Source organism: Ruegeria pomeroyi DSS-3, from assembly GCF_000011965.2.
GTDB lineage: Bacteria > Pseudomonadota > Alphaproteobacteria > Rhodobacterales > Rhodobacteraceae > Ruegeria_B > Ruegeria_B pomeroyi.
In genome coordinates this window covers 3409147-3435807 of the sequence record NC_003911.12, presented here as the reverse complement: position 1 = coordinate 3435807, position 26661 = coordinate 3409147, and the positions used below count along the sequence as shown (strand labels likewise).

At 65.5% G+C, this 26661-nt stretch carries 33 protein-coding genes; 19 read left to right on the top strand and 14 right to left on the bottom strand.

The genetic code is table 11. The features are described 5' to 3' along the window. Positions 1-109: 109 nt before the first annotated feature. The gene (locus SPO_RS16350) at positions 110-3565 is read left to right on the top strand and encodes a chromosome segregation SMC family protein (protein WP_011048918.1); all 3456 of its coding nucleotides are present in this window, start codon (positions 110-112) and stop codon (positions 3563-3565) included. A gap of 104 nt (positions 3566-3669) precedes the next feature. Next, on the top strand, positions 3670-3984 hold the full coding sequence (locus tag SPO_RS16345) for a hypothetical protein (protein WP_230981748.1): 315 nt from the start codon (positions 3670-3672) through the stop codon (positions 3982-3984). 9 nt (positions 3985-3993) lie between these two features. Here SPO_RS16345 and SPO_RS16340 read toward each other — a convergent pair whose 3' ends face one another. Genes SPO_RS16340 through cobD form a run of 3 tightly spaced genes read right to left on the bottom strand, consistent with a single transcriptional unit; the run spans position 3994 to position 7095 of the window. Next, a complete protein-coding gene (locus SPO_RS16340) occupies positions 3994-5157 on the bottom strand; it encodes a lytic murein transglycosylase (RefSeq protein ID WP_011048916.1) in 1164 nt (387 codons plus the stop codon). A 31-nt stretch (positions 5158-5188) separates the two neighbouring features. After that, on the bottom strand, positions 5189-6109 hold the full coding sequence (cbiB, locus tag SPO_RS16335; protein WP_011048915.1) for an adenosylcobinamide-phosphate synthase CbiB: 921 nt from the start codon (positions 6107-6109) through the stop codon (positions 5189-5191). Continuing rightward, complete coding sequence (gene cobD / locus SPO_RS16330; RefSeq protein ID WP_011048914.1) at positions 6106-7095, bottom strand: threonine-phosphate decarboxylase CobD; 990 nt, start codon at positions 7093-7095, stop codon at positions 6106-6108. Before cobD ends, cbiB begins: the two co-directional genes overlap by 4 nt. A gap of 185 nt (positions 7096-7280) precedes the next feature. Here cobD and SPO_RS16325 point away from each other — a divergent pair, with 185 nt between their 5' ends. Next, positions 7281-7643, top strand: coding sequence for a response regulator transcription factor (locus tag SPO_RS16325; RefSeq protein ID WP_011048913.1), 363 nt, complete (start codon positions 7281-7283; stop codon positions 7641-7643). Here SPO_RS16325 and SPO_RS16320 read toward each other — a convergent pair. Beyond that, a complete protein-coding gene (locus SPO_RS16320; protein WP_011048912.1) occupies positions 7625-8614 on the bottom strand; it encodes a glutathione S-transferase family protein in 990 nt (329 codons plus the stop codon). The two genes, SPO_RS16325 and SPO_RS16320, sit on opposite strands and share 19 nt — an antisense overlap. A 202-nt stretch (positions 8615-8816) precedes the next feature. On the opposite strand from SPO_RS16320, the gene SPO_RS16315 reads away from it, so the two are divergent. Next, the gene (locus SPO_RS16315) at positions 8817-9167 is read left to right on the top strand and encodes a hypothetical protein (protein ID WP_011048911.1); all 351 of its coding nucleotides are present in this window, start codon (positions 8817-8819) and stop codon (positions 9165-9167) included. Between the two features lie 71 nt (positions 9168-9238). Here the strand turns inward: SPO_RS16315 and SPO_RS16310 are convergent, their stop codons facing one another. Beyond that, positions 9239-10411 carry a MalY/PatB family protein gene (locus SPO_RS16310; protein ID WP_030003254.1) on the bottom strand — a complete coding sequence of 391 codons (1173 nt, stop codon included), beginning with the start codon at positions 10409-10411 and terminating at the stop codon, positions 9239-9241. A gap of 99 nt (positions 10412-10510) precedes the next feature. Between SPO_RS16310 and def (SPO_RS16305) the strand changes: the two genes are divergently transcribed. The 6 genes from def (SPO_RS16305) to SPO_RS16280 are packed head-to-tail and all read left to right on the top strand — an operon-like array spanning position 10511 to position 13418. Further along, positions 10511-11029: a peptide deformylase gene (gene def, locus SPO_RS16305; protein WP_011048909.1), complete on the top strand. Its 519-nt coding sequence runs from the start codon at positions 10511-10513 to the stop codon at positions 11027-11029. Beyond that, positions 11026-11523, top strand: a complete 498-nt coding sequence (gene def, locus SPO_RS16300) for a peptide deformylase (protein ID WP_011048908.1) — start codon at positions 11026-11028, stop codon at positions 11521-11523. The genes def (SPO_RS16305) and def (SPO_RS16300) overlap by 4 nt, the downstream gene beginning before the upstream one ends. Continuing rightward, entirely contained in the window at positions 11520-12017 is a 498-nt protein-coding gene (gene def / locus SPO_RS16295) for a peptide deformylase (RefSeq protein WP_011048907.1), read from the top strand. Before def (SPO_RS16300) ends, def (SPO_RS16295) begins: the two co-directional genes overlap by 4 nt. A 4-nt stretch (positions 12018-12021) precedes the next feature. Next, complete coding sequence (gene fmt, locus SPO_RS16290; RefSeq protein WP_011048906.1) at positions 12022-12927, top strand: methionyl-tRNA formyltransferase; 906 nt, start codon at positions 12022-12024, stop codon at positions 12925-12927. 13 nt (positions 12928-12940) lie between these two features. After that, entirely contained in the window at positions 12941-13177 is a 237-nt protein-coding gene (locus tag SPO_RS16285) for a hypothetical protein (protein WP_044028683.1), read from the top strand. A 1-nt stretch (position 13178) separates the two neighbouring features. Beyond that, positions 13179-13418, top strand: a complete 240-nt coding sequence (locus tag SPO_RS16280) for a GlsB/YeaQ/YmgE family stress response membrane protein (protein ID WP_011048904.1) — start codon at positions 13179-13181, stop codon at positions 13416-13418. Positions 13419-13484: 66 nt separating this feature from the next. Here the strand turns inward: SPO_RS16280 and SPO_RS16275 are convergent, their stop codons facing one another. The 8 genes from SPO_RS16275 to SPO_RS16240 form a co-directional block, all read right to left on the bottom strand. Beyond that, positions 13485-14114, bottom strand: coding sequence for a trimeric intracellular cation channel family protein (locus tag SPO_RS16275; protein ID WP_011048903.1), 630 nt, complete (start codon positions 14112-14114; stop codon positions 13485-13487). Next, positions 14111-14578, bottom strand: a complete 468-nt coding sequence (gene rnhA / locus SPO_RS16270; RefSeq protein WP_011048902.1) for a ribonuclease HI — start codon at positions 14576-14578, stop codon at positions 14111-14113. Before rnhA ends, SPO_RS16275 begins: the two co-directional genes overlap by 4 nt. Continuing rightward, the gene (locus SPO_RS16265; RefSeq protein ID WP_044028682.1) at positions 14571-15164 is read right to left on the bottom strand and encodes a class I SAM-dependent DNA methyltransferase; all 594 of its coding nucleotides are present in this window, start codon (positions 15162-15164) and stop codon (positions 14571-14573) included. Before SPO_RS16265 ends, rnhA begins: the two co-directional genes overlap by 8 nt. After that, entirely contained in the window at positions 15161-15613 is a 453-nt protein-coding gene (locus tag SPO_RS16260) for a DUF3429 domain-containing protein (protein WP_011048900.1), read from the bottom strand. Before SPO_RS16260 ends, SPO_RS16265 begins: the two co-directional genes overlap by 4 nt. Next, a complete protein-coding gene (locus SPO_RS16255) occupies positions 15610-16224 on the bottom strand; it encodes a LysE family translocator (RefSeq protein ID WP_011048899.1) in 615 nt (204 codons plus the stop codon). Before SPO_RS16255 ends, SPO_RS16260 begins: the two co-directional genes overlap by 4 nt. Positions 16225-16290: 66 nt before the next feature. Continuing rightward, positions 16291-16920 carry a glutathione S-transferase family protein gene (locus tag SPO_RS16250; protein WP_011048898.1) on the bottom strand — a complete coding sequence of 210 codons (630 nt, stop codon included), beginning with the start codon at positions 16918-16920 and terminating at the stop codon, positions 16291-16293. Continuing rightward, a complete protein-coding gene (ispH, locus tag SPO_RS16245; RefSeq protein WP_011048897.1) occupies positions 16917-17867 on the bottom strand; it encodes a 4-hydroxy-3-methylbut-2-enyl diphosphate reductase in 951 nt (316 codons plus the stop codon). The genes SPO_RS16250 and ispH overlap by 4 nt, the downstream gene beginning before the upstream one ends. A 192-nt stretch (positions 17868-18059) precedes the next feature. Beyond that, complete coding sequence (locus SPO_RS16240) at positions 18060-18632, bottom strand: NYN domain-containing protein (protein ID WP_011048896.1); 573 nt, start codon at positions 18630-18632, stop codon at positions 18060-18062. Between the two features lie 138 nt (positions 18633-18770). Between SPO_RS16240 and folK the strand changes: the two genes are divergently transcribed. From folK to SPO_RS16195, 9 genes are all read left to right on the top strand, one after another. Further along, on the top strand, positions 18771-19337 hold the full coding sequence (folK, locus tag SPO_RS16235; protein WP_011048895.1) for a 2-amino-4-hydroxy-6-hydroxymethyldihydropteridine diphosphokinase: 567 nt from the start codon (positions 18771-18773) through the stop codon (positions 19335-19337). A 91-nt stretch (positions 19338-19428) separates the two neighbouring features. Continuing rightward, entirely contained in the window at positions 19429-19782 is a 354-nt protein-coding gene (rpoZ, locus tag SPO_RS16230) for a DNA-directed RNA polymerase subunit omega (RefSeq protein WP_011048894.1), read from the top strand. Between the two features lie 28 nt (positions 19783-19810). Beyond that, positions 19811-21943, top strand: a complete 2133-nt coding sequence (locus SPO_RS16225) for a RelA/SpoT family protein (protein ID WP_030003253.1) — start codon at positions 19811-19813, stop codon at positions 21941-21943. A 31-nt stretch (positions 21944-21974) separates the two neighbouring features. After that, positions 21975-22631: a DUF2062 domain-containing protein gene (locus tag SPO_RS16220; protein ID WP_011048892.1), complete on the top strand. Its 657-nt coding sequence runs from the start codon at positions 21975-21977 to the stop codon at positions 22629-22631. Positions 22632-22666: 35 nt separating this feature from the next. After that, complete coding sequence (locus tag SPO_RS16215; RefSeq protein WP_011048891.1) at positions 22667-23413, top strand: pyridoxine 5'-phosphate synthase; 747 nt, start codon at positions 22667-22669, stop codon at positions 23411-23413. Between the two features lie 64 nt (positions 23414-23477). Next, complete coding sequence (gene acpS, locus SPO_RS16210) at positions 23478-23924, top strand: holo-ACP synthase (protein WP_011048890.1); 447 nt, start codon at positions 23478-23480, stop codon at positions 23922-23924. A 33-nt stretch (positions 23925-23957) separates the two neighbouring features. Further along, entirely contained in the window at positions 23958-24797 is an 840-nt protein-coding gene (lepB, locus tag SPO_RS16205; protein ID WP_011048889.1) for a signal peptidase I, read from the top strand. Then, positions 24794-25471: a ribonuclease III gene (gene rnc, locus SPO_RS16200; RefSeq protein ID WP_011048888.1), complete on the top strand. Its 678-nt coding sequence runs from the start codon at positions 24794-24796 to the stop codon at positions 25469-25471. The genes lepB and rnc overlap by 4 nt, the downstream gene beginning before the upstream one ends. Positions 25472-25479: 8 nt before the next feature. Further along, positions 25480-25875 carry an META domain-containing protein gene (locus SPO_RS16195; RefSeq protein ID WP_011048887.1) on the top strand — a complete coding sequence of 132 codons (396 nt, stop codon included), beginning with the start codon at positions 25480-25482 and terminating at the stop codon, positions 25873-25875. Here the strand turns inward: SPO_RS16195 and recO are convergent. Then, positions 25859-26584, bottom strand: coding sequence for a DNA repair protein RecO (gene recO, locus SPO_RS16190; RefSeq protein WP_011048886.1), 726 nt, complete (start codon positions 26582-26584; stop codon positions 25859-25861). The two genes, SPO_RS16195 and recO, sit on opposite strands and share 17 nt — an antisense overlap. Between the last annotated feature and the right edge of the window lie 77 nt (positions 26585-26661).

The window sequence follows — 26661 nt, the reverse complement described above, 5'->3', positions numbered from 1 at the left end:
TGGGGATAACTCGGCCCAGCCCTCCAGATGATGGGGGTGGGGCGTTGACAGGCGGCAAGCGGCCCGGGCAGGCTGTCGGGACACTGGAATCACCGAAAGCCGCCCGCACTTGCGTTTCAACAGGCTCAAACTGACCGGCTTCAAAAGCTTTGTTGACCCGACCGATCTGATTATCGCGGACGGGCTGACCGGTATTGTGGGCCCCAATGGCTGCGGCAAGTCCAACCTGCTCGAGGCGCTGCGCTGGGTGATGGGCGAGAACCGCCCCAAGGCGATGCGTGGCGGCGGCATGGAGGACGTGATCTTTGCCGGCGCCTCCTCGCGCCCGGCGCGCAACTTTGCCGAGGTCACGCTGTTGATGGACAATTCCGAGCGCTTGGCGCCCTCGGGGTTCAACGATGCCGATCAGTTGGAAATCGTGCGCCGCATCACCCGCGACGTCGGCAGCGCCTACAAGGCCAATGGCAAGGATGTGCGCGCCCGCGACGTGCAGATCCTGTTCGCCGATGCCTCGACCGGGGCGCATTCCCCGGCGCTGGTGCGCCAGGGCCAGATCGCCGAGCTGATCAATGCCAAACCCACCTCGCGCCGCCGCATCCTGGAAGAGGCGGCCGGGATCTCGGGCCTTTATCAGCGCCGCCACGAGGCCGAGCTGAAGCTGAAGGGCACCGAGACCAACCTGACCCGCGTGGATGATGTGCTGGAGCAGCTGGGCACCCAGCTGGCGCAGCTGGCGCGTCAGGCCCGGCAGGCGGCGCGCTATCGCGAGATCGGAGAACAGCTGCGGCTGGCCGAAGGGCAGCTGCTCTATCGCCGCTGGCGCGATGCCGACGAGGCGCGCGCCAAGGCCGAAGAGGTGTTGCGCCACCGCACCCTCGATGCCTCGCGGGCCGAGGCGGCGGCCCGGCAGGCCGAGGCGCTGCGCAACGAGACCGAGGCGGCGCTGCCTGCGCTACGCGAGGAAGAGGCGATTGCCGGTGCCGTGCTTCAGCGCATGCATGTGCAACGCGACACGCTCAACGATCAGGAACAGCGCGCCCGCCAGCAGATCGAGGTTCTGACTGCCCGCATCGCCCAACTGGGCCGCGACATCGAGCGCGAGACCGGGCTGAACCGCGACGCCGGCGACACGATCGAGCGCCTGGAATGGGAGGCGCGCGAACTGTCCAAGGCCGGCGCCGGCCATGCCGACCGTCTGGCCGAGGCGGCGGAACTGGCCCGCGAGGCGGCTGCCGTCCTGCAAGAGCGCGAGGATCATCTGAGCCAGGTGACCGAGGATGTGGCGCGGCTGGCCGCCCGCCACCAGTCGGCCCAGCGTCTGGTCGAGGACAGCCGCAAGACGCTGGCCCGCTCCGAGGCCGAGGAGACCCGCGCCCGAGGCGCGGTCGAGGAGGCCCACGCAGCGCTGGATCGCGCAGGCGAGGCCTATGAGGGCGCCGAGAGTGCCGCCGAAGAGGCCGCCGAGGCCGCCGAGGCCGCCGAAGAGGCGCTGGCCGCCGCCGACGAGCTGCGCGGCGAGACCCAGGCGCGCGAGGCCGAGGCCCGCGCGCAGCTGTCCGAGGCCGAGGGCGAGCTGGGTGCCATCCGCGCCGAAACCGGCGCGCTGGCCAAGCTGGTCGAGCGTGATACCGCCGAGGGCGGGCATGTGCTCGATCTGATGCGGGTTGAGCCGGGCTATGAAAAGGCGCTGGGCGCGGCGCTGGCCGATGACCTGCGCGCACCGCTGGTCGAGGGCGAGGGGCCCTCGGGCTGGCTTGACCTGCCCGATTACACGCAGGGCCAACCGCTGCCCGAGGGGGCCGACCCGCTGGCGCGGCATGTGTCCGGCCCCGACCGGCTGAGCCGCCGCATCGCGCAGATCGGTCTGGTCGACGCCGCCACCGGTGCCCGCCTGCAAGCGGCTCTGAAACCCGGTCAGCGGCTGGTCAGTCTCGAGGGCGATCTGTGGCGCTGGGACGGGTTCCGCGCCTGGGCGCAGGACGCCCCCAGCGCGGCGGCGATGCGGCTGGAACAGCTCAACCGGCTGGAGGCGTTGAAGCAGGAACTGGCGCAGGTCAGCGCCCGGGCCGAAGGCGCGCGCGCGGCCCATGGCCGCCTGTCGCAGCGCTTGCGCGAGGTGACCGAAGCCGACCGTCAGGCGCGCGAGGCCCGCCGCGCCGCCGATCAGCGCATGGCCGATGCCGCCCGCGCCCAAAGCCGGGCCGAGGCCGAGCGCAACCTGGCCCAGGGCCGGTTGGAAACGCTTGGCCTGGCCGTCACCCGCCACAAAGAGGATGCCATGGCCGCCCGCGCCCAGCTGCGCGAGGCCGAGGGTGGGCTGGCTGACCTTGGCGATCTCGACACCGCCCGCGCCTCGGTCGAGGATATCCGCCACGCGGTCGAGGCGGCGCGGATCACCATGCTGACCCACCGCTCGACCCATGACGAGGTGCGTCGCGAGGGCGAGGCCCGCACCAAGCGCAGTCAGGAGGTCACCAAGGATCTGAGCGGCTGGCGCCACCGGCTGGAAACCGCGGGCAAGCGCATTGCCGAGCTGGAAGAGCGCAAGGCCGCCTCCGAGGAAGAGCTGGGCGAAGCGATGCAGGTGCCCGGCGAGATCGCCGAGGCACGCGAGGATCTGGCGGAACAGACCGAAACGGCCGAGGCCCGCAGGGCCGAGGCCGCGGATCGGCTCGCCTCAGGCGAGACGAAACACCGCGAGGCGGCCCTGGCCGAGCGCGAGGCGGCGCGTCTCGCGTCCGAGGCCCGCGAGGGCCGGGCAGCCGCCGAGGCCCGGGCCGAGGCCGCCCGCGAGACCATGCAGGCCGCTGCCGAACGCATCGCCGAGGAACAGCAGGTAACCCCGAACCAGCTGTTGTCCAAGCTGGGCGTGGAACCCGATGCCATGCCCGACAGCGACGCGCTCGAGGCCGAGGTCAACCGCCACAAACGCCAGCGCGATGCCATGGGCGCGGTCAACCTGCGTGCCGAAGAGGACGCGCGCGAGGTACAGGAAGAATTCGACTCGCTGTCCAAGGAAAAGAGTGATCTGGAAGAGGCGGTCAAGACCCTGCGCAGCGGCATCGCCAGCCTCAACCGCGAGGGGCGCGAGCGACTGCTCACCGCCTTTGAGCAGGTCAATTCGAACTTTGCCATGCTGTTCCGCCACCTGTTTGGCGGCGGCGAGGCCAATCTGGTCATGGTCGAAAGCGACGATCCGCTGGATGCGGGGCTGGAAATCATGTGCCAGCCGCCGGGCAAAAAACTCTCGACCCTGTCGCTCTTGTCGGGGGGCGAGCAGACGCTGACCGCGATGGCGCTGATCTTTGCCGTCTTCCTCGCCAACCCGGCGCCGATCTGCGTGCTGGACGAGGTCGACGCGCCGCTCGACGATGCCAACGTGACCCGGTTCTGCGATCTGCTGGACGAGATGTGCCGCCAGACCGACACAAGGTTCCTGATCATCACCCACCACGCGGTGACCATGGCGCGGATGGACCGTCTGTTCGGTGTGACCATGCAGGAAAAGGGTGTCAGCCAACTGGTCTCGGTCGACCTCAAGAAGGCCGAGGCGCTGGTCGCCTGATCCGCCTCACCGCAACGTGACTGGGGGCGCGGGTGCTGCCGGGCTAGGTTTGGCAGATGATCCTGCGCATTGCCCTTGCCTGCACCCTTGTCGCGACACCTCTGATGGCCACCGAATGGCGTCTGAAAGAGGGCGACCGCCCCCTGAATTCTTCCGAATTGGAGGCGCTGGCCGGGCGCACGCTGACCTTCTACGATGATGGCCGCTCGACCTATTCGGCGGGGGGCTCGTTTTCCTACACCTATTCCCCGGCCAATGGCGGGGGCACCGCATTCGGCACCTATCACATCGCCGAGGATGGCAGCATCTGCACCCGCTTCCGCAACGGTCTGGGTCGCTGTGACCTCTATGTCCTGAACGGCACCCGGATGCTGCTGATCACGGAAACGGGCGAGCGGTATCCGGTCCGGCCCGAGTGAGGTGCGCCCTTACAACCGGTTGAGCAGCTCTGCCGTGGGCCAGGCGTCGGCGGGCAGGCCCAGCCGGGCCTGTTCGGCCTGGACCGCGGCGCGTGTGCCCGCGCCCAGAATGCCGTCGATCTTGCCCACGTCATGGCCGCGCGCCTGCAACTTCTGTTGCAGCGCTTTCATGCCGGCGCCGTCCAGCCCGGGCGCGGGATTGCCGGCGTCATAGACCTGCCCGCCCTCCAGCCTGGTGCCGAAATAGGCCGCCGTCAGCACATAGACAAAGCTCTGGTTCCATTCGAAATAGACGTCGAAATTGGGATAGGCGAGGAAGGCCGGCCCCTTGTGGCCCTGCGGCAGGATCAGCGAGGCGGGCAGATCGGCAAGGTCGCCCGCGCGCGGACGCACACCCATCGCCTGCCACTCACCCGCTGAACGCGGCTTGCCCGGCCCGCTCAACGACCAGTCCATTTGCGCGGGCAGGGTGACCTCCTGCAGCCAGGGCTCGCCCGCGCGCCAGCCCAGATGCGACAGCATCCGCGCGCCCGACATCAGGGCATCCGGTGCCGAGGTCTTGAGGGTCACATGCCCGTCGCCATCGCCGTCGACGCCGTTTTCAAGGATATCGCGTGGCAGCATCTGTACCATGCCGATCTCGCCCGCCCAGGCACCGGTGGTGCGGGCGGGGTCGAAATCGCCATGGCTGTAAAGCTCGATGGCGGCGAAGATCTGCGGCCGGAACAGCTCGGGCCGGCGGCAATCATGGGCCAGCGTGATCAGGGCGTTGCGGGTGTTGAAATCGCCCTGAAAGCCGCCGAAATCGGTCTCGAACGCCCAGAACGCCAGAAGCACCCCGCGCGACACTCCGTATTCCGCCTCGATCCGGTCGAACACCGCATCGTATTTGCGTCCCATCGCCTTGCCGGTGTCGAGCCGGTTTTGCGAGATCAGACGGCGCGAGAACTCGACAAAGGGTTTCTGGAACACGCCCTGAGCACGGTCGGCCTTGAGCACCTTTGCGTCCTGCGCCGCGCCCTGAAAGAAGCGGTCGACCAGCGCCGCATCGTGGCCCATCGAAACCGCTTCGGCCTTGAGACCATCGACAAAGCTTGAAAAACCGCCGCCGCATTGCGACAGCGCCGGAGAGGCCAGCACAATAGCGGCCATGATCTGGGGAAGAATTCGCATGATGTCCTGTTGGTTTGGTTCTGGAATGCGATCAGAAGATCGCCGCCAGCGCCACCAGCGTCAAGGTCAGACCCAGCGCCAGTGCCCAGACCTGCCACAGCAGCGTCACCGCGCGCTCGATCTCGCGCGGGCCGATCTCCTTGCGGCCCTCCTCGTTGACCCAGGCCAGGTGCCGGATCTCGCCGTGATAGCTGCGCGGACCGGCCAGCGCGATGTTGAGCGCGCGGGCCATGGCGGCCTCGGGCCAGCCGGCATTGGGCGAGATATGGCGCTGGGCATCCTCGACGATGCCGCGCCAATGGCGCCAGCCATTGGACAAGAGCACGATCATGCCGCAGGTCAGGCGGGCCGGGATCAGGTTGAGCAGGTCATCCAGCCGCGCGGCGGCCCAGCCGAACTGTGCGTATCGCTCGTTCATATAGCCGACCATGCTGTCGGCGGTGTTGATCGTCTTGTAAAGCAGCAGGCCCGGCAGGCCACCGACCAGAAACCAGAAGGCGGGCGCGATCACCCCGTCGCTGAGGTTTTCCGCAGCACTTTCGATAGCGGCGCGCGCCACCTGCGGTTCGGACATGGTTGCCGTATCGCGCGAGACGATGCGGGCAACACTGCGCCGGGCCTCGGGCAGCGACAGGCGCAGCGCGTCGGCCACATCCGCCACATGCCCGGCCAGCGATTTCTGCGCCAGCAGGATGGCGCAGATCAGCACCTCGGCCACCGGTCCCAACAGCGACAGCAACGCCCCGACCGACAGGGCGCCCACCGCCAGGATCGCGGTCACCGCCACACCCTTGAGTCGGCGATGCCCGCCCTCGTTCAACTCGTCATCCAGAACCGAGATGATGTCGCCGATCAGAACCGCCGGATGGCGCAGGCGCGACCACAGCCATTCGGGTTCGCCCAGCGCGGCATCCAGCAGCATGGCAAAGCCGAGCAGCAGGGCGGTGCTCATAATGCGCTCTCCAGCCGATCCCAGCCCTCGGCGGGGGGCAGGCCCAGCCGCAGAAAGCGGTCGGAATAGGGAAAGATGCGGCTCCAGATCCGGGCCCGTGCCAGACGGTCCTGCCAGGCGGCGGCATCATCGACCTGGTAAAGGCGAAACAGGTCGGTGCCGCCCAGCACCTGGACGCCGCCTGCGCTCATCAGCGTGTCGAGCCGGGCGGCCTCCTGCGCCAGCCTGATGCGGGTCTCTTCGGCCCAGGCGGTGTCGCTCAGCGCCCTTGTCCCGATGCGCAGCGCCGGCCCCGACACAGCCCAGGGGCCGGTCAGGTCGTTGAGCCGCGCAATGGTCTCGGGCAGGGCGACGGCAAAGCCGAGCCGCAGCCCGGCGAGCCCCCAGAACTTGCCAAAGCTCTTTAGCACCACGGTGCCCGGGCGTGCGGCCAGATGCGCCAGCGAGGTTTCGGGCGCCACATCGCCAAAGCTTTCGTCGATGACGCAAAGCGCGCCTTCGGCCTCGGCCTCGGACCAGATGCGGCCATCAGGATTGTTGGGGTGCACGATCACCCGCGCCTCGGCCGGGCCATCCGCGACCACCTGCCAGCCATGGGCGGTAAAGGCGGCGGCATGTTCGTTATAGGTGGGTTGGGTGATCCGCACCCGCGCCGGATCGGCCAGCGCCGGAATGCGCGCGATCAGGGCCGAGGCGCCGGGCGCGGGCAGGACCGCCGCCGCCTCGGGCAGATGCCAGAACGCACGCGCGGCGCGGATCAGCTCGCCAAAGGCGCCGTGATCGGGCAGCGCCGTCCAGTCTTCGGGCAGCAGCGTGCCAACCGGATAGGGCAGGGGGTTGATGCCGGTCGACAGGTCGATCCAGTCGGCGCGCTGGCCGCCGTATCGGCGCATCGCCCCATCCAGCCCGCCGCCATGGTCACGGCGCGCGCGCGGATCGGTCGGATCGTCCGGCTTGGCGGACGGATTGGCAAATCCCGTGTTCATGTCCCTGTCATCCCCGACATCGCGACTTGCATCAAGCGGATTTCCGCCCGAAGCTCAAGGGATGAAGGCGGCTTCCGGTGCGCGGGAACCGATGTTAACAATTTGTAAAGCATTTGATCAGATTACGGAGCCAAGGGAGACTGGCACCACAATCGATCTCAAACAGAAGTGCCGGGTTTACTGTTATGCATGTGTTGATCGTCGAAAGTAACCCAGAGCTTGGCACGCTCTGGCAACGCCACCTGCAACGTCAGGGTCAGCAGGTCACGTTAGTGACCTCGCAAGAGGATGCGATCCTGGCGCTCTATCGCGCAGAGTTCGAGATTATCGTTCTGGATCTGGTGCTTGAGCAGGGCAGCGCCCTGGCGGTTGCGGATTTCGCCAGCTATCGCCGCCCCGATGCCCGGATCATCTTCGTCACCAATACGACCTTCTTTTCGGACGGGTCGATCTTTGCCCACAGCCCTAATGCCTGTGCCTATGTCCATGGCGACACACCGCCCGAGGATCTGGCTGCCATGGTCGAGCATTACGCCACCGTGCGTTGATCGCGGCGATGGGGCTCCAGCAGGTCGAGCGCGGGGCCGACCGGTATGATTCGGTGCGGATTGATGCTGTCATGGCTGTAGTGATAGTGGCGGATGATGTGATCCATATGCACGGTTCCGGCCACGCCGGGCCATTGATAGAGTTCCCGCGTATAGGCCCAGAGGTTGGGATAGTCGACCAGCCGCCGCCGGTTGCATTTGAAATGCAGATGATAGACCGGGTCGAAACGGATCAGCGTGGTGAACAGGCGCCAATCGGCCTCGGTCAGCCGGTCGCCCATCAGATAGCGATTCTGCGCCAGATGTGAGTCGAGCCAGTCGAGCGTATCGAACAGCGGTTCGATGGCGGCGTCATAAGCCTCTTGCGTGGTGGCAAATCCGCATTTGTAGACCCCATTGTTGACAGTATCATAGATGCGGGCATTGACCGGTTCGATCGCCTCGCGCAGCGCCTCGGGCCAAAAGTCGTCGCGGTTGCCGGTCAGCCCATCGAAGGCCGAGTTGAACATGCGGATGATTTCCGAGCTTTCGTTCGACACGACGGTCTGACGCTCGCTATCCCACAGGATCGGTACGGTGACGCGGCCGGAATAGGTGGGATCGGCGCGGGTATAGACCTGATGGGCATAGTTCAGCCCGTAAAGGCGATCGCCGGTGCGGCCTTGTGGTTCGGGCGCAAAGGTCCAGCCTTGATCCAGCATATCGGGATGCACGGCAGAGACCGGGATATGTGCGGACAAGCCCTTGATTTCGCGAAAGATCAGGGTGCGGTGCGCCCAGGGGCAGGCATAGCTGACATAAAGGTGGTAGCGCCCCGACGCCGCGGCAAAGCCCCCCTTGCCGGTTGGCCCGGGGGCACCGTCGGGGGTGACCCAGTTGCGGAATTGCGCGGCCGAGCGCCGGAAGGCGCCGCCGCTGGATTTGGTGTCATACCAGGTGTCGTGCCAGATACCTTCGATCAGCAGGCCCATCGGTGTCTCCTGTTTCTTTGAGACGAACTTAGGAGCTGCCACGGTGCGCGCCACGCCGCTGCCGCGCAACGACCCTGCGCAGGTGCACATTGGGCGCGACCCCACAGCAACCATCTTGGGACTATCCGCAGACAGCGAAAATCTTTGCTTGATTTTAAGGAAGGCTGCGGCAGGCTGATGAGGTTGGCGGGGAGACGCTATTATGAGCACATATATTTCAAAAGAAGTCAGTGAGGATCTGGCGCGGGCCCGGATCGCCGGATTGAAGAAGATGAGCCGCCTGCGGGTAGAGCATGGCGGCGTGTTTTACACCGTGCTGCGGCTGTGGCGCGACGGGTTTGCGGTCGAGGCCGAAACCACGCCGGCGCTGCGCGGGCTGGTCGATATCTATGAGGGGCCGAACCTGCTCTATCAATGCCTGATCGTGGCCTCGGGTGGCGAGGGCGGCGAGATGGTCTATGAGTTCAAGCGGCACACGCTGGCCCAGGACCGCGCGCCGCTGGATTTCGAACGCGCGGCGGATGCGCCCGTCGGGCTGCTGGGCAAGGGATAGTCTCCTCCGCCCTGCGGGCGTCCTCGACGGGTTTTGCGATGAGCGACATGGGGTCGCTCACCGGAACACGTTTATTGCAGATCGCCAAACGCCCTGTTCAGCCGGTCGATCGCCTCTTCGATCCGGGCCCGCTGGGTGCCCAGGTTGAAGCGCAGGAAATTCTCGCCGCCGGTGCCGAAACTGGTGCCGTGGTTTACCGCGATCTTGGCCTGCTGTTCGACCCGCTCGGTGAACTCGGCCCGCTCCATGCCGGTGCCTGAGAAATCCACCCAGGCGAGATAGGTCGCCTCGAGCGGCATCGAGCGCAGGCCGGGGATCGCCGCGATGGCGCTGTCGAACAGGCGCCGGTTCTCGTCCAGATAGGCCAGCAGCCCGTCGACCCATTCCGCCCCCTCGGGCGAATAGGCAGCCAGCGTCGCCATCTGCCCGGTCGAGTTCGGCGCCAGCGACAGCGCCGCCATCCGCTTGGCAAAGCGGCCGCGCAGTTCGGGATCGGGGATGATGACCTGGCCAGTGTGCAGGCCCGCTATGTTGAAGGTCTTGGAGGGCGCGGTCAGCATCAACAGCCGGTCGATGATATCGGGCGCCGCGTTGGGCATCGGGATATGAGTGTGACCCGGATAGACCAGGTCATGGTGGATCTCGTCCGACACAAGAAGCAGATCGTGCCGTTTGGCGAAATCGGCCACCGCGCGCAGCTCTTCCTGTGTCCAGACCCGGCCGCCCGGATTGTGCGGCGAGCACAGGATCACCATGCGCTCGTTGCCGGTCATCTGCGCGTCATAGGCGGCGAAATCCATCTCGTACCGGCCATCGGTGTTAACCAGCTGGCATTCCACCACCTGACGGCCCGCATTGCGGATCACCTTGGCAAAGGCATGATAGACCGGTGTGAACAGCACGATCCCGTCGCCCGGCTGGGTGAAGGTATCAAGGCACATGCCGACGCCATTCACCAGCCCGGTGGTTGTAAAGATCGCCTCGGGCGCCACATCCCAGTCGTGGCGGTTGCGCATCCACCAACGGATCGCGTCAGTATAGGGTTTGGAGTAATCCACGTAGCCCAGCACGCCATGGTCGGTCATCTCGCGCAGCCTGGCCAGCACATGATCGGGCGCGCGGAAATCCATGTCGGCGACCCACATGGCCAGCCCGTCCTGGGCGGGCACGCCATAGATGGGCTCCATCATGTCCCATTTCGAACAAAAGGTTCCGTGGCGGTCGATCAGGTCGTCAAAGCTCATCTGTGTCTCCGGGGTCATCTGGTCGGGCAGAGGCTAGCCTGTTTGCCGCCGTGCGCAAGGGGCGTTGCAGCAGAGCGGGCAATCGCCTAAATCGGGGCCATGAAACGTGCTATTCTCATTCATCCCGATCCGCGCCTGAAAAAGGTCTGCGCACCCGTTGCCGATATCTCGGACGAATTGCGGGCGCTGGCCGACGATATGCTGGAAACCATGTATGACGCGCCGGGCATCGGCCTGGCGGCGCCGCAGATCGGTGTGCTCGACCGCTTGATCGTGCTCGATTGCGTCAAGGAAGAAAGCGCGCCCGCGCGCCCGCTGGTGATGTTCAACCCGCGCGTGGTGGCCGCCTCGGACGAAACCAATATCTACGAGGAAGGCTGCCTGTCCATCCCCGAGCAATATGCCGAGGTGACCCGCCCCAAGGTGGTGGATGTCGAATGGATCGACCGGGACGGCAAATTGCAAAGCGAGACATTCGACGGGCTCTGGGCCACTTGCGTGCAGCACGAGATCGACCATCTGGATGGCAAGCTGTTCATCGACTATCTCAAGCCGCTGAAACGCCAGATGATCACCCGCAAGATGCAGAAGCTGAAGCGCGAGCGAGCCCGGGCGTGAGCGTCCTGCCGATCCTGACCTGGCCCGATGCGCGCCTGTCGTGGCGCTGTGATCCGGTTGAGGGGATCGTGCCCGACGATCTGATCCGCGACATGTTCGACACGATGTATGCCGCCAAGGGACGCGGTCTGGCGGCGCCTCAGGTCGGCGTGATGCAGCGGTTTTTCGTCATGGATGTCGGCTGGAAAGAGGGCCCCCCCAGCCCGATGGCGATGATCAACCCGGTGATCATGGCCGCCGAGCGGGTGCCGGTCGAGATGGAGGAGGTGTGCCTGTCGATCCCCGGCCTGTCGGTGCCCGTCACCCGGCCCAAGGCGGTAACCGTGCAATGGACCGCGCCCGAGGGCGACATTCACATGGCCGATTTCGACGGGTTCGAGGCGCGCTGCATCCAGCACGAATTCGACCATCTGAACGGGGTCGTCACGCTGGATCATCTGGACCCGCGGGCCCGCGCCGCCATGCTGTCCGCTTATGAGGGAAACCATTCATGACCGTTCGCCGCTGTCTGCCCTGGCCCGACAAGCATCTGCGCACCCGCGCCGCCGAGGTGAGCGAGATCACCGACGAGATCCGCGCCATCTGGACCGACATGATCGACACGATGGAGGCGATGCCCGGTGTGGGCCTGGCCGCGCCGCAGATCGGGGTGATGCTGCGGCTGGCGGTGGTCGACGGCTCGTCCGAGCGGGGCCGCGCGGTGCGTCTGGCGAACCCTGAGATCCTGCATGCCTCGATCGAGCTGCGCGAACATGACGAGGCCAGCCCCAACCTGCCCGGCGTCTCGGCAAAGCTGAAACGCCCGCGCGCGGTGACGGTGCGGTTCCTGAACGAACAGGGGCAGGTCGACCGGCGCGATTTCGTCGGCATCGAGGCGACCAGCGTGCAGCACCAGATCGACCACCTGAACGGGCGGATGTATTTCGACAATCTCAGCAAGGTGAAACGCGACATGCTGCTGCGCAAGGCGCGCAAGCTGGGGGGCTGAGGTCATGCGCGTCGTGTTCATGGGAACCCCCGATTTCTCGGTCCCGGTGCTGGAGGCGCTGGTCGCGGCCGGGCATGAGATCGCTGCCGTCTATTGCCAGCCGCCGCGCCCGGCGGGGCGCGGGAAAAAGGACCGCCCGACCCCGGTCCATGCCCGCGCGCTGGACCTGGGGCTGGAGGTGCGCCACCCGGTCTCGCTGAAAGGGGCCGAGGCGCAGGCGGATTTCGCCGCACTCGGCGCCGATGTGGCGGTGGTGGTGGCATATGGGCTGATCCTGCCGCAAGCGGTGCTGGACGCGCCGCGCCATGGCTGCCTCAATATCCACGCCAGCCTGTTGCCACGCTGGCGTGGCGCGGCGCCGATTCACAGGGCGATCATGGCGGGTGACGAAGCGACCGGCATCTGCATCATGCAGATGGAGGCGGGTCTCGATACAGGTCCGGTGCTGCTCAGGTCGAGGACGCCCATTCGGGCGGAGGAGACCACCGGCGCCTTGCACGACCGGCTGTCGGCGATGGGCGCCGACCTGATCGTCGAGGCTCTGGCACGCCTGCCCGAACTGACGCCCGAGCCGCAACCCGAGGATGGCGTCACCTATGCCGCCAAGATCGACAAGGCCGAGGCGCGGGTGGACTGGACCCGCCCCGCGGTCGCGATCGACCGGCAAATCCGGGGCCTCTCGCCCTTTCCCGGCGCCTGGACCGAGATTGCGGGCGAGCGGGTGAAACTGCTCGCCTCGCGCCTGGACGAGGGGCAGGGCACCCCGGGTGAGGTGCTGGACGATGCCCTGACCATCGCCTGTGGCACCGGCGCCATCTCACTCATCCGCTTGCAACGGGCGGGCAAGGCGGCGCAGGATGCCGATATCTTCCTGCGCGGCTGGCCCGTGCCAAAGGGAACCCGCCTGTAGAAGGGGATTGCGCATGTTCATGGTTCTGATGGGAACGGTGGTGATCGCCGGGATCGTCGGCTACATTTCCGAGAAATCGGGGTTCACCCATAACGGCTATCTGCAATCCATCATCATCTGCGTGGGCGGGGCCTTCCTGTTTTACTTTGTGCGGATCATGTTCGGGATCGGCTTTGGATCTGCGGGGATGAACGCCATCCTTTCGTCTATCGGCGCGCTGATCATCGTCCCCTTCCACTGGAGGAAATGAGATGCATATCGTTGTCCTGATCATCATCGGCGCCGCTGCCGGGTTTCTGGCCACCCGGCTGATGCGGGTCGAGGCGGATATTCCCACCACCATGCTGATCGGCATCGTTGGCGCACTGATCGGCGGGCTGATCCTGCGGGCGCTTCTGACCATGATGGGCTGGCTGTCGGGCTTTGTCGGCGCGGTACTGGGCGCGCTTCTGGTGGTCTGGCTCTGGCAGACCTATCTGCGGCGGCGCTGAGACGCGCCGGACGAGTGCGAGGCTCTGCCTCGCGCTTCGGAGTATTTTGGGCGAAATGAAGAGGCGTCAGCCGCGCGTGCGCGGCGGGCGGCTTTTATAGACCGGCAGGCGCCAGCCAAAGATCAGTGACCCGGCGCGCAGACCCCAGCAGACAAGCGCGCAAAGGCCCAGCGCGGGCAGCGTGGCCAGCCCCAGCCCGGTGGCGATCACCGCCGCCACCGCTCCCGCCAGCGCGCAAGAGACATAGAGTTCGCCCTGTTTCAGGACCAGCGGTACCTCGTTGCAGACCACATCGCGCATCAGCCCGCCCAGGCAGCCGGTCATCATCCCCATCAGGACTACGATCACGGGCGGTTGCCCCTGCGCCAGTGCGACCCCGGTGCCGGCCGCCACCGCGATGGACAGTGCAAAACTGTCCAGCCAGATCAGCAGGCGATAGCGGCTTTCGACCAGATGCGCGGTGAAGAAGACCAGCGCCGCAGCACCGGAGGCGATCAGGATATAGGCGGGCTGGCCCACCCAGAACACCGGGTCACGGCCCAGAAGCAGGTCCCGCACGGTGCCACCCCCCACCGCCGTCAGGCAGGCGACAAAGGCAAACCCAACCAGGTCGAGCTGCGCCCGGCTGGCCACCAGCGCGCCGGTCAGGGCAAAGACCAGAACCGAGGCGTAATCAAGCAGCGCAAGCAGGCTCACGCGCGGGCCTTTTTCGGCTTGAAGGGTTTCATGCCTGCACGCGCCAACTCGTCGGCGCGTTCGTTCTCGGGATGTCCCGCATGGCCCTTGACCCACTTCCAGGTCACGTCATGGCGTGCCTGCGCCAAGTCAAGACGCTGCCACAGTTCGACATTCTTGACCGGTTTCTTGCCGGCGGTCTTCCAGCCGTTGCGCTTCCAGCCGAATATCCAGCCGGTCACACCGTTCTTTACATAGGCGCTGTCGGTGACCACGGTGATTTTCGAGGGCCGCTCCAGCGTTTCCAGCGCGTTGATCGCAGCCAAGAGTTCCATCCGGTTGTTGGTGGTCTCAGCCTCGCCACCGCACAGCTCGCGTTCCTTCAGCACGGTCTCGCCCTCGATGGCGCGCAACAGCACGCCCCAGCCGCCGGGGCCGGGATTGCCGGAACAGGCGCCGTCGGTATAGGCAAACAGCTCAGGCATGGGCGCGCATCGCGATCCAGTCCTCGACCTTGCCGCTAAGCCCCGGCCCAGCGCCGAAAGAGCGGGCGGTGATGGTGAATCCGGCCTGTTGCAACAGATGTTCCAACGCGTCCTCCTGGTAATAGCTGTAGAACCGACCGAGGCTGTCGCGCCCTTCGCCGGTCCCGAGCTTGAGGGCGATATGGAAAATCCCGCCGGGTTTCAAGGCCCGAAACAGGTGCGCGAGATGGCCGGGGAACTCGGCCTGCGGGGCGTGCAACAGGCTGAAATTGGCCCAGATGCCGTCATAGGCGGCGGTCTCGTCGATCTCGTCGAACCGGGCCTGACGGGCGGTGACGCCCGGGTGCCGCGCGGCCAGCGCCACCATTTCGCCCGAGGCATCGACCGCCACCACCGTCAGACCAGTCTGCGCCATCCGGGCCGCAGAGGTGCCGGGGCCGCACCCGAGGTCAAGCACCCGGCCCCCCGGGGGCAGGGCGGCGACAAAGGCCTCCAGCGCGGGGTCGGCGGCGTTGTGATCCTCGGTCAGCGCGGCATAATCGCTGGCGCGGTCGTCATAGATGCGGATCGTTTCCGGGTCGCTCACAAGAAGGCTCCTACTGCCAGGCAAATGGTAACGACCGCCGTCAGCAGCAGGCGCAGCCGCATCCACCAGACCGGCGCCAGCCCCCAGCTGGCAAAGGCCGCATCCAGCATCAACAGGCCCAGAAAGCCGAAGATCAGGTTGATCGCCGCGCCGGTCGGGCCGCCCCCGGTCATGAAAAAGGCCCAGAGCGCGGGCAGCACCGCAAGTACATAGCCGGTCGCGGCGCGGCGGTCATCGGCCTTGGTCGCAAAGCCCCAGAGCACGCCGGACATGAAGGCCAGGATGATCTGGCCATAGGCGATCTGCACATAAGGCCCCACAAAGCGGGGGCCAAGCGCAGCAGCGCCCCAGGCCTGCGCCGCCGGGCTCAGATAGGTAAGCGCGCCCCAGAGGAATGGGATCAGCCCCGCAAGGCCCAGGATCAGCGGTGCGCGGGGGATGGCGGTCATGCGCGCTCCATCGCGAGACGGGCGGCAAGCCCGGCAAAGACCAGGGCAAAGCCGCGCCCCATCCAGCGCAGCGCCCGTTCGCTTTGCATCAGATAGGTGCGCGCGGCCGAGGCGAAGGCGCCATAGAGCAGGAACACGGCAAAGGTCATCGCCATGAAGACGAGGCCCAATAGGCTCATCTCGGCAGTGGCACTGGCCGGGTTGCCGGACAGGAACGGCGGCAGCAGCGCCAGGAAAAAGACGGAAAGCTTGGGGTTCAGGATGTTGATCAGCGCCCCGCGCCAGGCGATCCGCCAGCCGGGCTGGTGGCTGTGCTCGGATCGGATCGCCAGGGCGCCGTCACTGCGCAGCGCCTGCCAGGCGAGGTAGAGCAGATAGGCGACACCAGCGGCCTTGACCAGTTGGAACAAAAGCGCCGAACTGTGCAGGATCGCCGCAAGCCCCAGAATAGCCGCCGCCAGATGCGGCAGGATGCCAAGCGTACAGCCCAGCGCCGCCCAGGCCGCCGCGCTGCGACCGCGCCCCAGACCGATCGCCAGCGTATAGATCACACCGGTGCCGGGGGCCAGGACAACGACAAAGGCGGTGATGAAAAATTGCAATGAAATCATGAATCTAACCCTTTTCTGTCGTCGGTCCGCTGTCGGTTCCTATGCAGCCTAGCGGTGAACCTGCGGCTAGGGAAGCGGGGTTTCGGTAAGGTGCAGGCTGTCCCGCCCGGCCATATCCTGCCACCATGCCGCCAATGCGGGATAGCGCCGCAGCAGGTCCGCCCCCTCTGGCGCCTGTACAAAGGCTGCGATCATCGGCGCCAGATGGCAATCGGCGCGCGTCACCGGCCCCGAGAGCACCAGCCCCTCGGCCGCGATCTCGTCAAGCGCGGCCAGAACCGCCGGTGCACGCTCCATCCCCTCGCGCAGGCTCTGCTGCGACGCGGGTTCGCCCATCGCCGGGCGAAACACCGCGTGGGAATAGACCTGCCGGACCAGGGGCCAATAGGCATAGGCGTCCACGATCGAGATCACCTGCACGGCACGCGCCACCGCTGCGGGGCGTTCGGGCATCAGCGCGGGGCCGGGAAAGGCAAGATCGACATAGGCGGTGATCGCGGCGGTTTCATAGAACCGCGCGCCTGTGTGATGCAGCACGGGAACCCGGCCAAACGGGTGCGCGCCCTGCGCGCCGGGGGCAAAGGGGTCGTGTTCGTGATAGTCGTATGCGACCGCCTTTTCGATCAGCGCCAACCGGGCCGCCCGCGTATAGACGCTGTAGCGATAGCCGGTCAGGGCCGGGCGGTTCGGGGTCACGCCGGTTGCCGCAGCACGCGCGGGACCTTGAACTCGACATGTTCGACCGCGGTTTCCACCACCTCGACCGTCACGTCAAACCGCGCGCGAAAGGCGTCGATCACCTCGTTCACCAGCAGTTCGGGGGCCGAGGCGCCGGCAGAGACGGCAATGGTTGCGATGCCGTCCAACGCGCGCCAGTCGATGTCATCGGCGCGCTGTACGAGTTGCGCATAGGAACAGCCCGCCTTGGCGGCAACCTCGACCAGGCGGCGCGAGTTCGAGGAGTTGGGTGCCCCCACCACCAAGAGCGCGTCCGATTTCGGCGCCACCGCCTTGACCGCCTCTTGCCGGTTGGTGGTGGCGTAACAGATGTCTTCCTTGTGCGGGCCGACGATCTGCGGGAACCGCGCCTGAAGGGCCGCGACGATGTCGCGGGTATCGTCCACCGACAGGGTGGTCTGGGTGACAAAGGCAAGGCGGGCAGGGTCGCGCACCGCAATGCGGGCCACATCCGCGACCGTTTCCACCAGCAGCACCTCGCCCTCGGGCAATTGTCCCATGGTGCCGATGGTTTCGGGATGGCCGCGATGGCCGATCATGATGATCTGCAGACCGTGTTCGGCGTGCCGCTCGGCCTCGATATGGACCTTGGATACCAGCGGGCAGGTGGCATCGACATAGACCATCTGGCGCCGCTCGGCCTCGGCCGGGATCGCTTTGGGAACCCCGTGGGCGGAAAAGATCACTGGCCGGTCGTCCGGGCATTCATCGAGTTCCTCGACGAAGACCGCGCCCTTGGCGCGCAGCCCGTCGACCACGAACTTGTTATGCACGATCTCGTGACGGACATAGACCGGGGCGCCCCATTTCTCGATCGCCATCTCGACGATCTTGATGGCGCGGTCGACACCGGCGCAGAACCCGCGCGGCGCGGCAAGATAGAGGGTCAGGGGCGATTTGGTCATGGGCGGGTCTCCTTGCCTGTGCACAGGTAAGGTTTTGTGCCGCCCAGATCCAGCCCGGTTCTGGGTGTCACGAATCCGTCACCGGAACCGGATAGAAGGCGGGTATTGAAGCAGGCAGTGATATTTAATGACATACGGCCAGATGATTGCTCATCTGGCCGTATATTTTTTGCATGGTCTTTGGGGCGTGGATCAGTTGCCGTTGGCCGCAAACGAGCGCGGCTCTGCCGGCACTTCGCGGGGCGGGCGTCCGATCACTTCGCGCAGCTCTTCGAGCTCGATGAAATTGTCCGCCTGCCGGCGCAGCTCGTCTGAGATCATCGGCGGCTGGCTGCGGATGGTCGAGACCACCGAGACACGCACGCCCTGACGCTGCAGGCTGGCAACCAGCGGGCGAAAATCGCCATCGCCCGAGAACAGCACGATATGATCGACACGCGGCGCCAGTTCCATGGCGTCCACGGTCAGTTCGATATCCATGTTCCCCTTGACCTTCCGACGCCCCATGCTGTCGGTGTATTCCTTGGCCGGTTTGGTCACCATGGTGAACCCGTTATAGTGCAGCCAATCGACAAGCGGACGGATCGGAGAGTATTCGTCGTTTTCCAGCAGCGCCGTGTAATAGAAGGCCCTTAGCATCTTGCCGCGACGCATGAACTCCTGCCTGAGAAGCTTGTAGTCGATATCAAAGCCGAGAGCCTTGGCCGCCGCATAAAGATTCGAACCGTCGATGAACAGCGCTAGCCGTTCGTCCTTATAAAACATAATTGTTCCTTCCGGTATGTACCGAAACCGCCAGGTATCCGTGAGTGAGTGCTTAAAATCGGCGGATCAGTGGTCCTAATGTAGGAGAATAGGCATGTATAGCAAGTGCACTCTTGACGTTAACGGAAGCCAACCGTGATGGTTTCCGAGCAATTTGCCGTTATCGCATTGGGTGGAAATCTATCTTTTGATCAAACCCCCCCCGAGGTGACGTTGCGGAATGCGGTACGGATGCTTGCACGAAGGGGATTGGTGATTCGCGACGAGAGCCGGTTTTTCACCACTCCCTGCTTCCCGGCAGGCGCAGGACCTGATTACATCAATGCGGCGATTTCTATCAACACAAATCTATCACCGGTTGCTTTGCTTGAGCTGCTGCACCAGGTGGAGGCGGAATTCGGGCGCGCCCGCGAACAGCGCTGGGGGATGCGTACACTGGATCTGGACCTGATCTGTCATGGCGACAGCGTCCTGCCTGACAGGGCAGGTCACGATGCCTGGAGGCAGCTGGACCCGGCACGCCAGGCCGAACTGGCCCCCGACCAGCTGATCCTGCCCCATCCCCGGTTGCAGGATCGGGGCTTCGTGCTGGTGCCGATGGCCGATGTCGCCCCCGATTGGCGCCATCCGGTCCTGGGTCTGAGCGTGCAGGAGATGCTGGCGGCGCTGCCTGCCGGAGACCTTGCCGAGATCCGGCTGCTTTGACCGCAAAACCGGGCATTTCCCGCTTGTCAAGCTGGGGAATCGCGCCTAGAACCGTGCTTTCTGGACAAAGCTGCACTTTGGAGAGTCGCTGATGGCCCGCGTGACGGTAGAAGATTGCGTAGACAAGGTTCCGAACCGGTTCGAGCTGGTATTGCTTGCCGCTCATCGTGCGCGCGAGATCTCTGCCGGTGCCGCGATCACCGTGGACCGCGACAATGACAAGAACCCGGTCGTGTCGCTGCGCGAGATCGCTGACGAGACCCAGAGCGCCGACGATCTGCGCGAGCGCCTGATCGAGGCGAACCAGACCCAGATCGAAGTGGACGAACCCGAAGAGGACCAGATGGCCCTGCTGATGGGTGCCGAGAGCGACCGCCCGGTCGAGGACGACATGTCCGAAGAACGCCTGCTGCGTGCCCTCATGGAGGCGCAGGGGCAGGGCTGAGGACGCCGCGCGAAAGGATGCGGACCGGATGATTTCTGCTGACGACCTGATTGCTCTGGTCCGCAACTACAACCCCAAGACCAATGCCGAACGCATTACCCGGGCCTATGAGTTCGGGCAACAGATGCATGACGGCCAGTTTCGCCATTCCGGCGAACCTTATTTCACCCATCCCGTTGCCGTCGCCGCCATTCTGACCGAACAGCGGCTGGACGATGCCACCATCATCACCGCACTGCTGCACGACACGATCGAGGATACCAAGGCCAGCTATGGGCAGGTGTCCGAGCTGTTCGGCGAAGAGGTGGCCATGCTGGTCGATGGCGTGACCAAGCTGACCAACCTGCAACTCTCCTCGCGCGAGACCAAGCAGGCCGAGAACTTCCGCAAGCTGTTCATGGCCATGTCCAAGGACCTGCGGGTGATCCTGGTCAAGCTGGCCGACCGGCTGCACAACATGCGCACCATCAAGGCGATGCGCCCGGAGAAGCAGGCGGTCAAGGCGCGCGAGACCATGGATATCTATGCCCCCCTTGCCGGACGCATGGGCATGCAATGGATGCGCGAAGAGCTGGAGGATCTGGCCTTTCGCGTGCTCAACCCCGAGGGGCGCCAGTCGATCATCCGCCGCTTCATCACGCTGCAGCGCGAAACCGGCGACGTGATCCACCGGATCACCGGCGACATGCGGCACGAGCTGGACAAGGCGGGGATCGAGGCCGAAGTGTTCGGCCGCGCCAAGAAACCCTATTCGATCTGGCGCAAGATGCAGGAAAAGGATCAGGGCTTCTCGCGCCTGTCCGATATCTACGGCTTCCGCATCATCACCCTGTCCGAAGAGGATTGTTACCGCACGCTGGGTGCCATCCACCAGCGCTGGCGCGCGGTGCCGGGGCGGTTCAAGGACTATATCAGCCAGCCGAAATCGAACGGCTACCGCTCGATCCATACCACCGTATCGGGGCGTGACGGCAAGCGGGTCGAGGTGCAGATCCGCACTCGCCAGATGCATGACGTGGCCGAAACCGGCGTGGCGGCGCATTGGTCCTATCGTGACGGGGTGCGCACCCAGAACCCCTTTGCCGTCGATCCGGCCAAGTGGATCGCGGGCCTGACCGAACAGTTTGACAGCGAGGAGGATCACGAAGACTTCCTCGAAGCGGTCAAGCTCGAGATGTATTCCGACCAGGTGTTCTGCTTCACCCCCAAGGGCGATGTGGTCAAGCTGCCGCGCGGTGCCACCCCGATCGACTATGCCTATGCCATCCACACCCGGATCGGGCATGCCTGCGTCGGGGCCAAGGTGGACGGGATCCGGGTGCCGTTGTGGACCCGGCTCAAGAACGGGCAATCGGTCGATGTCATCACCGCCGAGGGCCAGACCCCGCAGGTGAGCTGGCTTGAAATCGCGGTGACCGGCAAGGCCAAGACCGCGATCCGCCGCGCATTGCGCGAGGTGGACCGCGAACGCTTCATCAAGCTGGGGCACGAACTGGCGCGCTCGGCCTTTGACCATGTGGGGCGCAAGGCCACCGACAAGGCGCTGGACACCGCTGCCAAACACCTGCGGCTGAAGGATCGCAGCGAGCTGCTGGCGCGGCTGGGTTCGGCCGAACTCACCGCTCATGACGTGGTGCAGGCGGTCTATCCCGAACTGGCCCCCGACGAGGGCGATGCCATCCCGCCGCGCCGGGCGGTGATCGGCCTGGAACCGGGGCAGAGCTTTGATCGCGCCCCCTGCTGTCAGCCGCTGCCGGGCGAGCGCATCGTCGGCATCACCTATCGCGGCAAGGGCGTGGTGGTGCACACGATCGACTGCGACCGGCTGAGCGAGTTCGAGACCCAGCCCGAACGCTGGGTCGACCTGCACTGGCATTCCGGCACCCATCCGGCCGCTTATGGCGCCACGCTCGACCTGACCATCGGCAACGATGCGGGCGTGCTGGGACGGATTTGCACATTGATCGGCGAGAAGAAGGCCAATATTTCCAATCTGGAATTCATCGACCGTAAACCGGATTTTTATCGCCTCATGATCAGCGTCGAACTGCGGGATGTGGAACAATTGCATTCTTTGATGCTGGCGCTCGAGGCAGAGGGTGACGTGGCTTCGGTCGAACGCTACAGGGAAAAGGCCAAGGCGGGCGCCGCGGCTGGGTAAAGGCCGACAGGCACGGAAAGGACAACCAAGCGTGGTTTTCAAGCGCCGAGATCGACGCTCCCCGCTGCAGGTGCTGTGGGAACTGATCTGGCCGCGCGGCGGTTGGACCCGTGCCTTTCACTATGTCAAACACCGGGTGCGCCGCCTGCCGGACCGGCCCGAACGTATCGCGCGCGGCATCGGGGCAGGGGTCTTCGCCTCGTTCACGCCCTTTTACGGTATCCATTTCGTGATCGCGGCGATTCTGGCGCGGCTGATCAACGGCAATATTCTCGCCGGGCTCAGCGGTACCTTCTTCGGCAATCCGCTGACCTATGTGCCGATCGGGGTGGTCTCGCTGCAAACCGGGCATTTCCTGTTGGGGACCGAATTTCACGAGGGTGCCAAACAGGGGCTGATGCGCAAGTTCGCCCGTGCGGCGGGCGATCTCAAGGACAATTTCCTGGCGCTGTTCACCGATCGCGACGCCGATTGGCAGGCGCTCGGCCTGTTCTTTGACGAGGTGTTCTTTCCCTACATGATCGGCGGCATCGCACCGGGGATCGTTGCGGGCGTGGTCTGCTATTACCTCAGCCTGCCGGTGATCAGCACCTATCAGAAGCGCCGCCGCGCCAAGATCAAGGCCAAGTTCGAAGCGATCAAGAAAAAGGCGCAGGCCGATCTGCCAAACCCCGGAAATCCCGGCTAGGGTCGGGCGCGAGCGAGTCGAAAGGAAGCCCCCTCATGTCTGTTCCCCACCTGCGCCTTGGCGTGAATATCGACCATGTGGCAACCGTGCGCAACGCCCGCGGCGGTGAGTATCCGGACCCGATCCGCGCCGCCAAAATCGCCGAACAGGCGGGCGCGGATGGCATTACCGCGCATCTGCGCGAGGATCGCCGCCATATCACCGATGCCGATATCGACGGGCTGATGGCGGCGCTGAGCGTGCCGCTCAACTTCGAGATGGCCGCCACTGACGAGATGCAGAAGATCGCCCTGCGCCACAAGCCGCACGCGGTCTGCATCGTGCCCGAAAAGCGCGAGGAACGCACCACCGAGGGCGGGCTTGAGGTCGCGCGCGAAGAAAACCGGCTGGCCCATTTCATCGCACCGCTGCGCGAGGTCGGGTGCCGGGTGTCGATCTTCATCGCCGCCGACCGACGCCAGGTCGAGGCCGCGCACCGGATCGGCGCGCAGGTGATCGAATTGCATACCGGCGCCTATTGCGATGCCCATGCCGAGGGCGACTTTGCCACGCGCGACCGCGAGCTGGAGGCCCTGCGCGAAATGTCCGCCTTTGCCCATTCGCTGGGTCTTGAGGTGCACGCGGGCCACGGGCTGACCTATGACACGGTGCAGCCGGTCGCGGCATTCCCCGAGGTGATGGAGCTGAATATCGGCCATTTCCTGATAGGCGAGGCGATCTTTCGCGGGCTGCACCCTGCCATCGCCGAAATGCGCCGCCTGATGGACGAGGCGCGGGCATGAACCGGGCACAAGACTTTTTCAAAAAGTCTTGTCCAAAGTTTCTGGAAAACTTTGGGGCGCCGCAATGATCCTCGGCATCGGCACAGACCTCGCCAATATCGAGCGGATCGAGCGCACGCTCGACCGCTTTGGCGACCGCTTTCGCAACCGCGTCTTCACCGAGATCGAACAGCGCAAGGCCGAGCGCCGCTCTGACACCGCAGGCACCTATGCCAAGCGCTGGGCCGCGAAAGAGGCCTGTTCCAAGGCGCTGGGCACCGGCCTGCGCATGGGGATTTCGTGGAAGGACATGGCGGTCAGCAACCTGCGCAGTGGCCAGCCCGTCATGCAGGTCACTGGCTGGGCCGCCGAGCGCCTGCGCGAGATGACGCCCGAAGGCTACGAGGCGATCATCCATGTCACCCTGACCGACGATCACCCCTGGGCACAGGCCTTTGTCGTGATCGAGGCGCGCCCGCTTGCCGAGGTGGGGGAGGTTAACTTGACTTACCCCGCCCCGCCCCGCATGTAGCCCCCGAAACGCCCGCAGCAACTGGAGAGCCTGATGGCCAGCAAAGCCGCCAAGACCGGAAATGCCTTTGTCGAGACGATCAAGACCATCGTCTATGCGCTGCTAATCGCGGGCGTGTTCCGGACCCTGTTCTTTCAGCCGTTCTGGATTCCGTCGGGCTCGATGAAGGAAACGCTGCTGATCGGTGATTTCCTCTTCGTCAACAAGATGGCCTATGGCTATTCCTATGCGTCGTGCCCCAGCCTGGTGCTGCCGCAATTCGGCATCGACATCGACGCCGAGGATGTCTGTGGCTGGGCCAAGGGCGACAATGACCGCCTGTTCGGCGGCACCCCCGAACGCGGGGATGTGGTGGTGTTCCGTCATCCGGTCTCTGGGCGTGACTTCATCAAGCGGTTGATCGGCGTGCCGGGTGACCGCATCCAGATGAAGGACGGCGTGCTTTACATCAACGATCAGGCGGTGAAGCTCGAAGACGACGGCGTGTTCGAGGAGCTGGCCGAGGCGCAAGGCCCCCAGCGCCTGCGCCCGCGCTGCGAAAACGGCCCGGTGGGCGAGGGTGGCATCTGCCAGAAGTCGCGCCAGATCGAAACGCTGCCCAACGGCGTCAGCCACAAGATCGTCAATATCGGTAATCAGGCTTCGGATCATACCGGCGTCTACACGGTGCCCGAGGGGAATTACTTCTTCATGGGCGATAACCGCGACAATTCCAGCGACAGCCGCCTGCCGCAATCGGCGGGTGGGGTCGGCTATGTGCCTTATGAAAACCTGATCGGTCGGGCCGACCGCATCATGTTCTCGTCGGCGGGCCGCTCGATGCTGTTCTTCTGGACCTGGCGCAGCGACCGTTTCTTCAAGGGGATCGAGTGAAGCTTTCGGCAGAGATGAAGGCCTTTGAGGCGCGGCTGGGCTACTCCTTCGAGCGGCCCGAGCTTCTGGTGCGCGCGCTGACCCATGGCTCGATCTCCTCATCCACCCGGCAGGACAATCAGCGGCTGGAGTTTCTGGGCGACCGGGTGCTGGGGCTGGTGATGGCGACGGCATTGCTGGAGGCGGACAAGGATGCGACCGAGGGTCAGCTGGCACCCCGCTTCAACGCGCTGGTGCGCAAGGAGACCTGCGCCGAGGTCGCCCGCGAGGCCGATCTGGGCGCGGTGCTGAAACTGGGCCGCTCCGAGATGATGTCGGGCGGGCGGCGCAAGCTGGCGCTGCTCGGTGATGCGATGGAGGCGGTGATCGCCGCCGTCTATCGCGATGGCGGTTTTGCCGCCGCCGAGGCGGTGATCCTGCGGCTTTGGGGGGCGCGTGTCCATCAGGTCGAGGCCGACGCGCGCGATGCCAAGACCGCGCTGCAGGAATGGGCGCAGGCGCGCGGCCAGACCCCGCCACGCTATGAGCTGGTGAAACGCTCGGGCCCCGATCATGCGCCGGTCTTTACCATTCTGGCGGAACTTGCCGATGGTCGCCGGGCCGAGGCCACCGCCGGGGCCAAGCGGCAGGCCGAACAGGCCGCCGCGCGCAAGTTGCTCGACAGTCTGGACTAGGGTCTGCGATGCCGGCCCGCCTCGCCCTTCTGTTGCCGGCGCTGGCGCTGGGATACTGCGGACAGGACGAGACCGCCACCGCCTATGGTGCCGCCGGGCAGGTCTGGCAGGCCCAGAGCATCGACGCCGCCGCCTTTGCCGTAGGGGCAGAGCTGCGCTTTCCCGAACCGGGACGGATCGCGGGGCAGGGGCCATGCAACAGTTTTACCGCCCGGCTGGACGCGCCCTATCCGTGGTTTGAAATCGCCGATCTGGTCGCCACCCGCGCCGCCTGTCCCGAGTTGGAGGCCGAGGGGGCCTTCTTTGCGGCGCTTCTGGCGATGGAACAGATCGAGGTCTCGGGCGAGGTGCTGATCCTGCGCAACGAGGCCGGGCACGAGATGCTGTTCAGGGCAGCCGACTGATCAGGTCGAGCAGCCGCCCGCGTGCCTGCGGCAGCGGCGCATGGCCCAGGGCGGGCGCGACGCGGTGTTCCAGAAAATGGCCGGTGGTGCGCAGGGCCTGCGCGATCTCGGGGTCCGGCGCCGGGCCTTCGCCGCGCAGGCAGGGGGGCAGTGGCAACAGCCGTTCGGCCCATTCGCCCGCCGCGCCCGCGCTGACCGCGCGCCCGCTGCGCGGCGAGACATAGACCAGATCGTCCGAGTTGCCGGTCACCGCGCAGCTGCTCAGATCAAGGCCAAATCCCAGCGTGTCAAGCAGCGCCAGTTCCCAGCGCAGATAGGCGAGCGGCCATATCTCGTCCTGCCCCAACAGGTCGAGGAGCTGTTCGCTTTGCTTGTAGAGGCGGGGATGCGCCTCGCGCTCGGGCAGGCAAAAGGACAGCAGCGAGACCACCGCATTCAACCCGGCCAACGCCAGCCGCCCCGACATCGCCGCCGCCGCGCGCGAGCGCAGGGGTTCCACCGTGAAACTGCCCAGATGGTCCTCCAGCCGGGCGCGCCAGCTGAGGTCGAGCTGTGCACCCGGTTGCAGGATCGGCGCGATGCGGCGGCTGGTGCCACCGCGGACCACGCCCGCATGGCGGCCATGGCTGGCGGTAAAGGTGTCGATGATCGCCGAGGTCTCGCCATGGCGGCGCACGGCCAGCAGGATGCCCTGATCACGCCAGTCCATGTCGCTCCTCTCGTGTACTCGGGGTCAGAGACGGGGCATGCGGCAAGGATTGCGACATGGGTGTCACGCTGTCCGGG

Bases quoted from the DNA above. Each gene is read 5' to 3' on its own strand.
- recO (WP_011048886.1), bottom strand. From the start codon at position 26,584: ATGGACTGGCGTGATCAGGGCATCCTGCTGGCCGTGCGCCGCCATGGC.
- rpoZ (WP_011048894.1), top strand. From the start codon at position 19,429: ATGGCCCGCGTGACGGTAGAAGATTGCGTAGACAAGGTTCCGAACCGG.
- fmt (WP_011048906.1), top strand. From the start codon at position 12,022: ATGCGCGTCGTGTTCATGGGAACCCCCGATTTCTCGGTCCCGGTGCTG.
- SPO_RS16255 (WP_011048899.1), bottom strand. From the start codon at position 16,224: ATGATTTCATTGCAATTTTTCATCACCGCCTTTGTCGTTGTCCTGGCC.
- acpS (WP_011048890.1), top strand. From the start codon at position 23,478: ATGATCCTCGGCATCGGCACAGACCTCGCCAATATCGAGCGGATCGAG.
- def (WP_011048909.1), top strand. From the start codon at position 10,511: ATGAAACGTGCTATTCTCATTCATCCCGATCCGCGCCTGAAAAAGGTC.
- SPO_RS16340 (WP_011048916.1), bottom strand. From the start codon at position 5,157: ATGCGAATTCTTCCCCAGATCATGGCCGCTATTGTGCTGGCCTCTCCG.
- SPO_RS16215 (WP_011048891.1), top strand. From the start codon at position 22,667: ATGTCTGTTCCCCACCTGCGCCTTGGCGTGAATATCGACCATGTGGCA.
- lepB (WP_011048889.1), top strand. From the start codon at position 23,958: ATGGCCAGCAAAGCCGCCAAGACCGGAAATGCCTTTGTCGAGACGATC.
- rnhA (WP_011048902.1), bottom strand. From the start codon at position 14,578: ATGCCTGAGCTGTTTGCCTATACCGACGGCGCCTGTTCCGGCAATCCC.
- SPO_RS16195 (WP_011048887.1), top strand. From the start codon at position 25,480: ATGCCGGCCCGCCTCGCCCTTCTGTTGCCGGCGCTGGCGCTGGGATAC.
- SPO_RS16325 (WP_011048913.1), top strand. From the start codon at position 7,281: ATGCATGTGTTGATCGTCGAAAGTAACCCAGAGCTTGGCACGCTCTGG.
- SPO_RS16315 (WP_011048911.1), top strand. From the start codon at position 8,817: ATGAGCACATATATTTCAAAAGAAGTCAGTGAGGATCTGGCGCGGGCC.
- SPO_RS16260 (WP_011048900.1), bottom strand. From the start codon at position 15,613: ATGACCGCCATCCCCCGCGCACCGCTGATCCTGGGCCTTGCGGGGCTG.
- SPO_RS16285 (WP_044028683.1), top strand. From the start codon at position 12,941: ATGTTCATGGTTCTGATGGGAACGGTGGTGATCGCCGGGATCGTCGGC.
- ispH (WP_011048897.1), bottom strand. From the start codon at position 17,867: ATGACCAAATCGCCCCTGACCCTCTATCTTGCCGCGCCGCGCGGGTTC.
- def (WP_011048907.1), top strand. From the start codon at position 11,520: ATGACCGTTCGCCGCTGTCTGCCCTGGCCCGACAAGCATCTGCGCACC.
- SPO_RS16225 (WP_030003253.1), top strand. From the start codon at position 19,811: ATGATTTCTGCTGACGACCTGATTGCTCTGGTCCGCAACTACAACCCC.
- SPO_RS16280 (WP_011048904.1), top strand. From the start codon at position 13,179: ATGCATATCGTTGTCCTGATCATCATCGGCGCCGCTGCCGGGTTTCTG.
- SPO_RS16240 (WP_011048896.1), bottom strand. From the start codon at position 18,632: ATGTTTTATAAGGACGAACGGCTAGCGCTGTTCATCGACGGTTCGAAT.
- cbiB (WP_011048915.1), bottom strand. From the start codon at position 6,109: ATGAGCACCGCCCTGCTGCTCGGCTTTGCCATGCTGCTGGATGCCGCG.
- SPO_RS16320 (WP_011048912.1), bottom strand. From the start codon at position 8,614: ATGGGCCTGCTGATCGAAGGTATCTGGCACGACACCTGGTATGACACC.
- cobD (WP_011048914.1), bottom strand. From the start codon at position 7,095: ATGAACACGGGATTTGCCAATCCGTCCGCCAAGCCGGACGATCCGACC.
- SPO_RS16345 (WP_230981748.1), top strand. From the start codon at position 3,670: ATGGCCACCGAATGGCGTCTGAAAGAGGGCGACCGCCCCCTGAATTCT.
- folK (WP_011048895.1), top strand. From the start codon at position 18,771: ATGGTTTCCGAGCAATTTGCCGTTATCGCATTGGGTGGAAATCTATCT.
- SPO_RS16310 (WP_030003254.1), bottom strand. From the start codon at position 10,411: ATGAGCTTTGACGACCTGATCGACCGCCACGGAACCTTTTGTTCGAAA.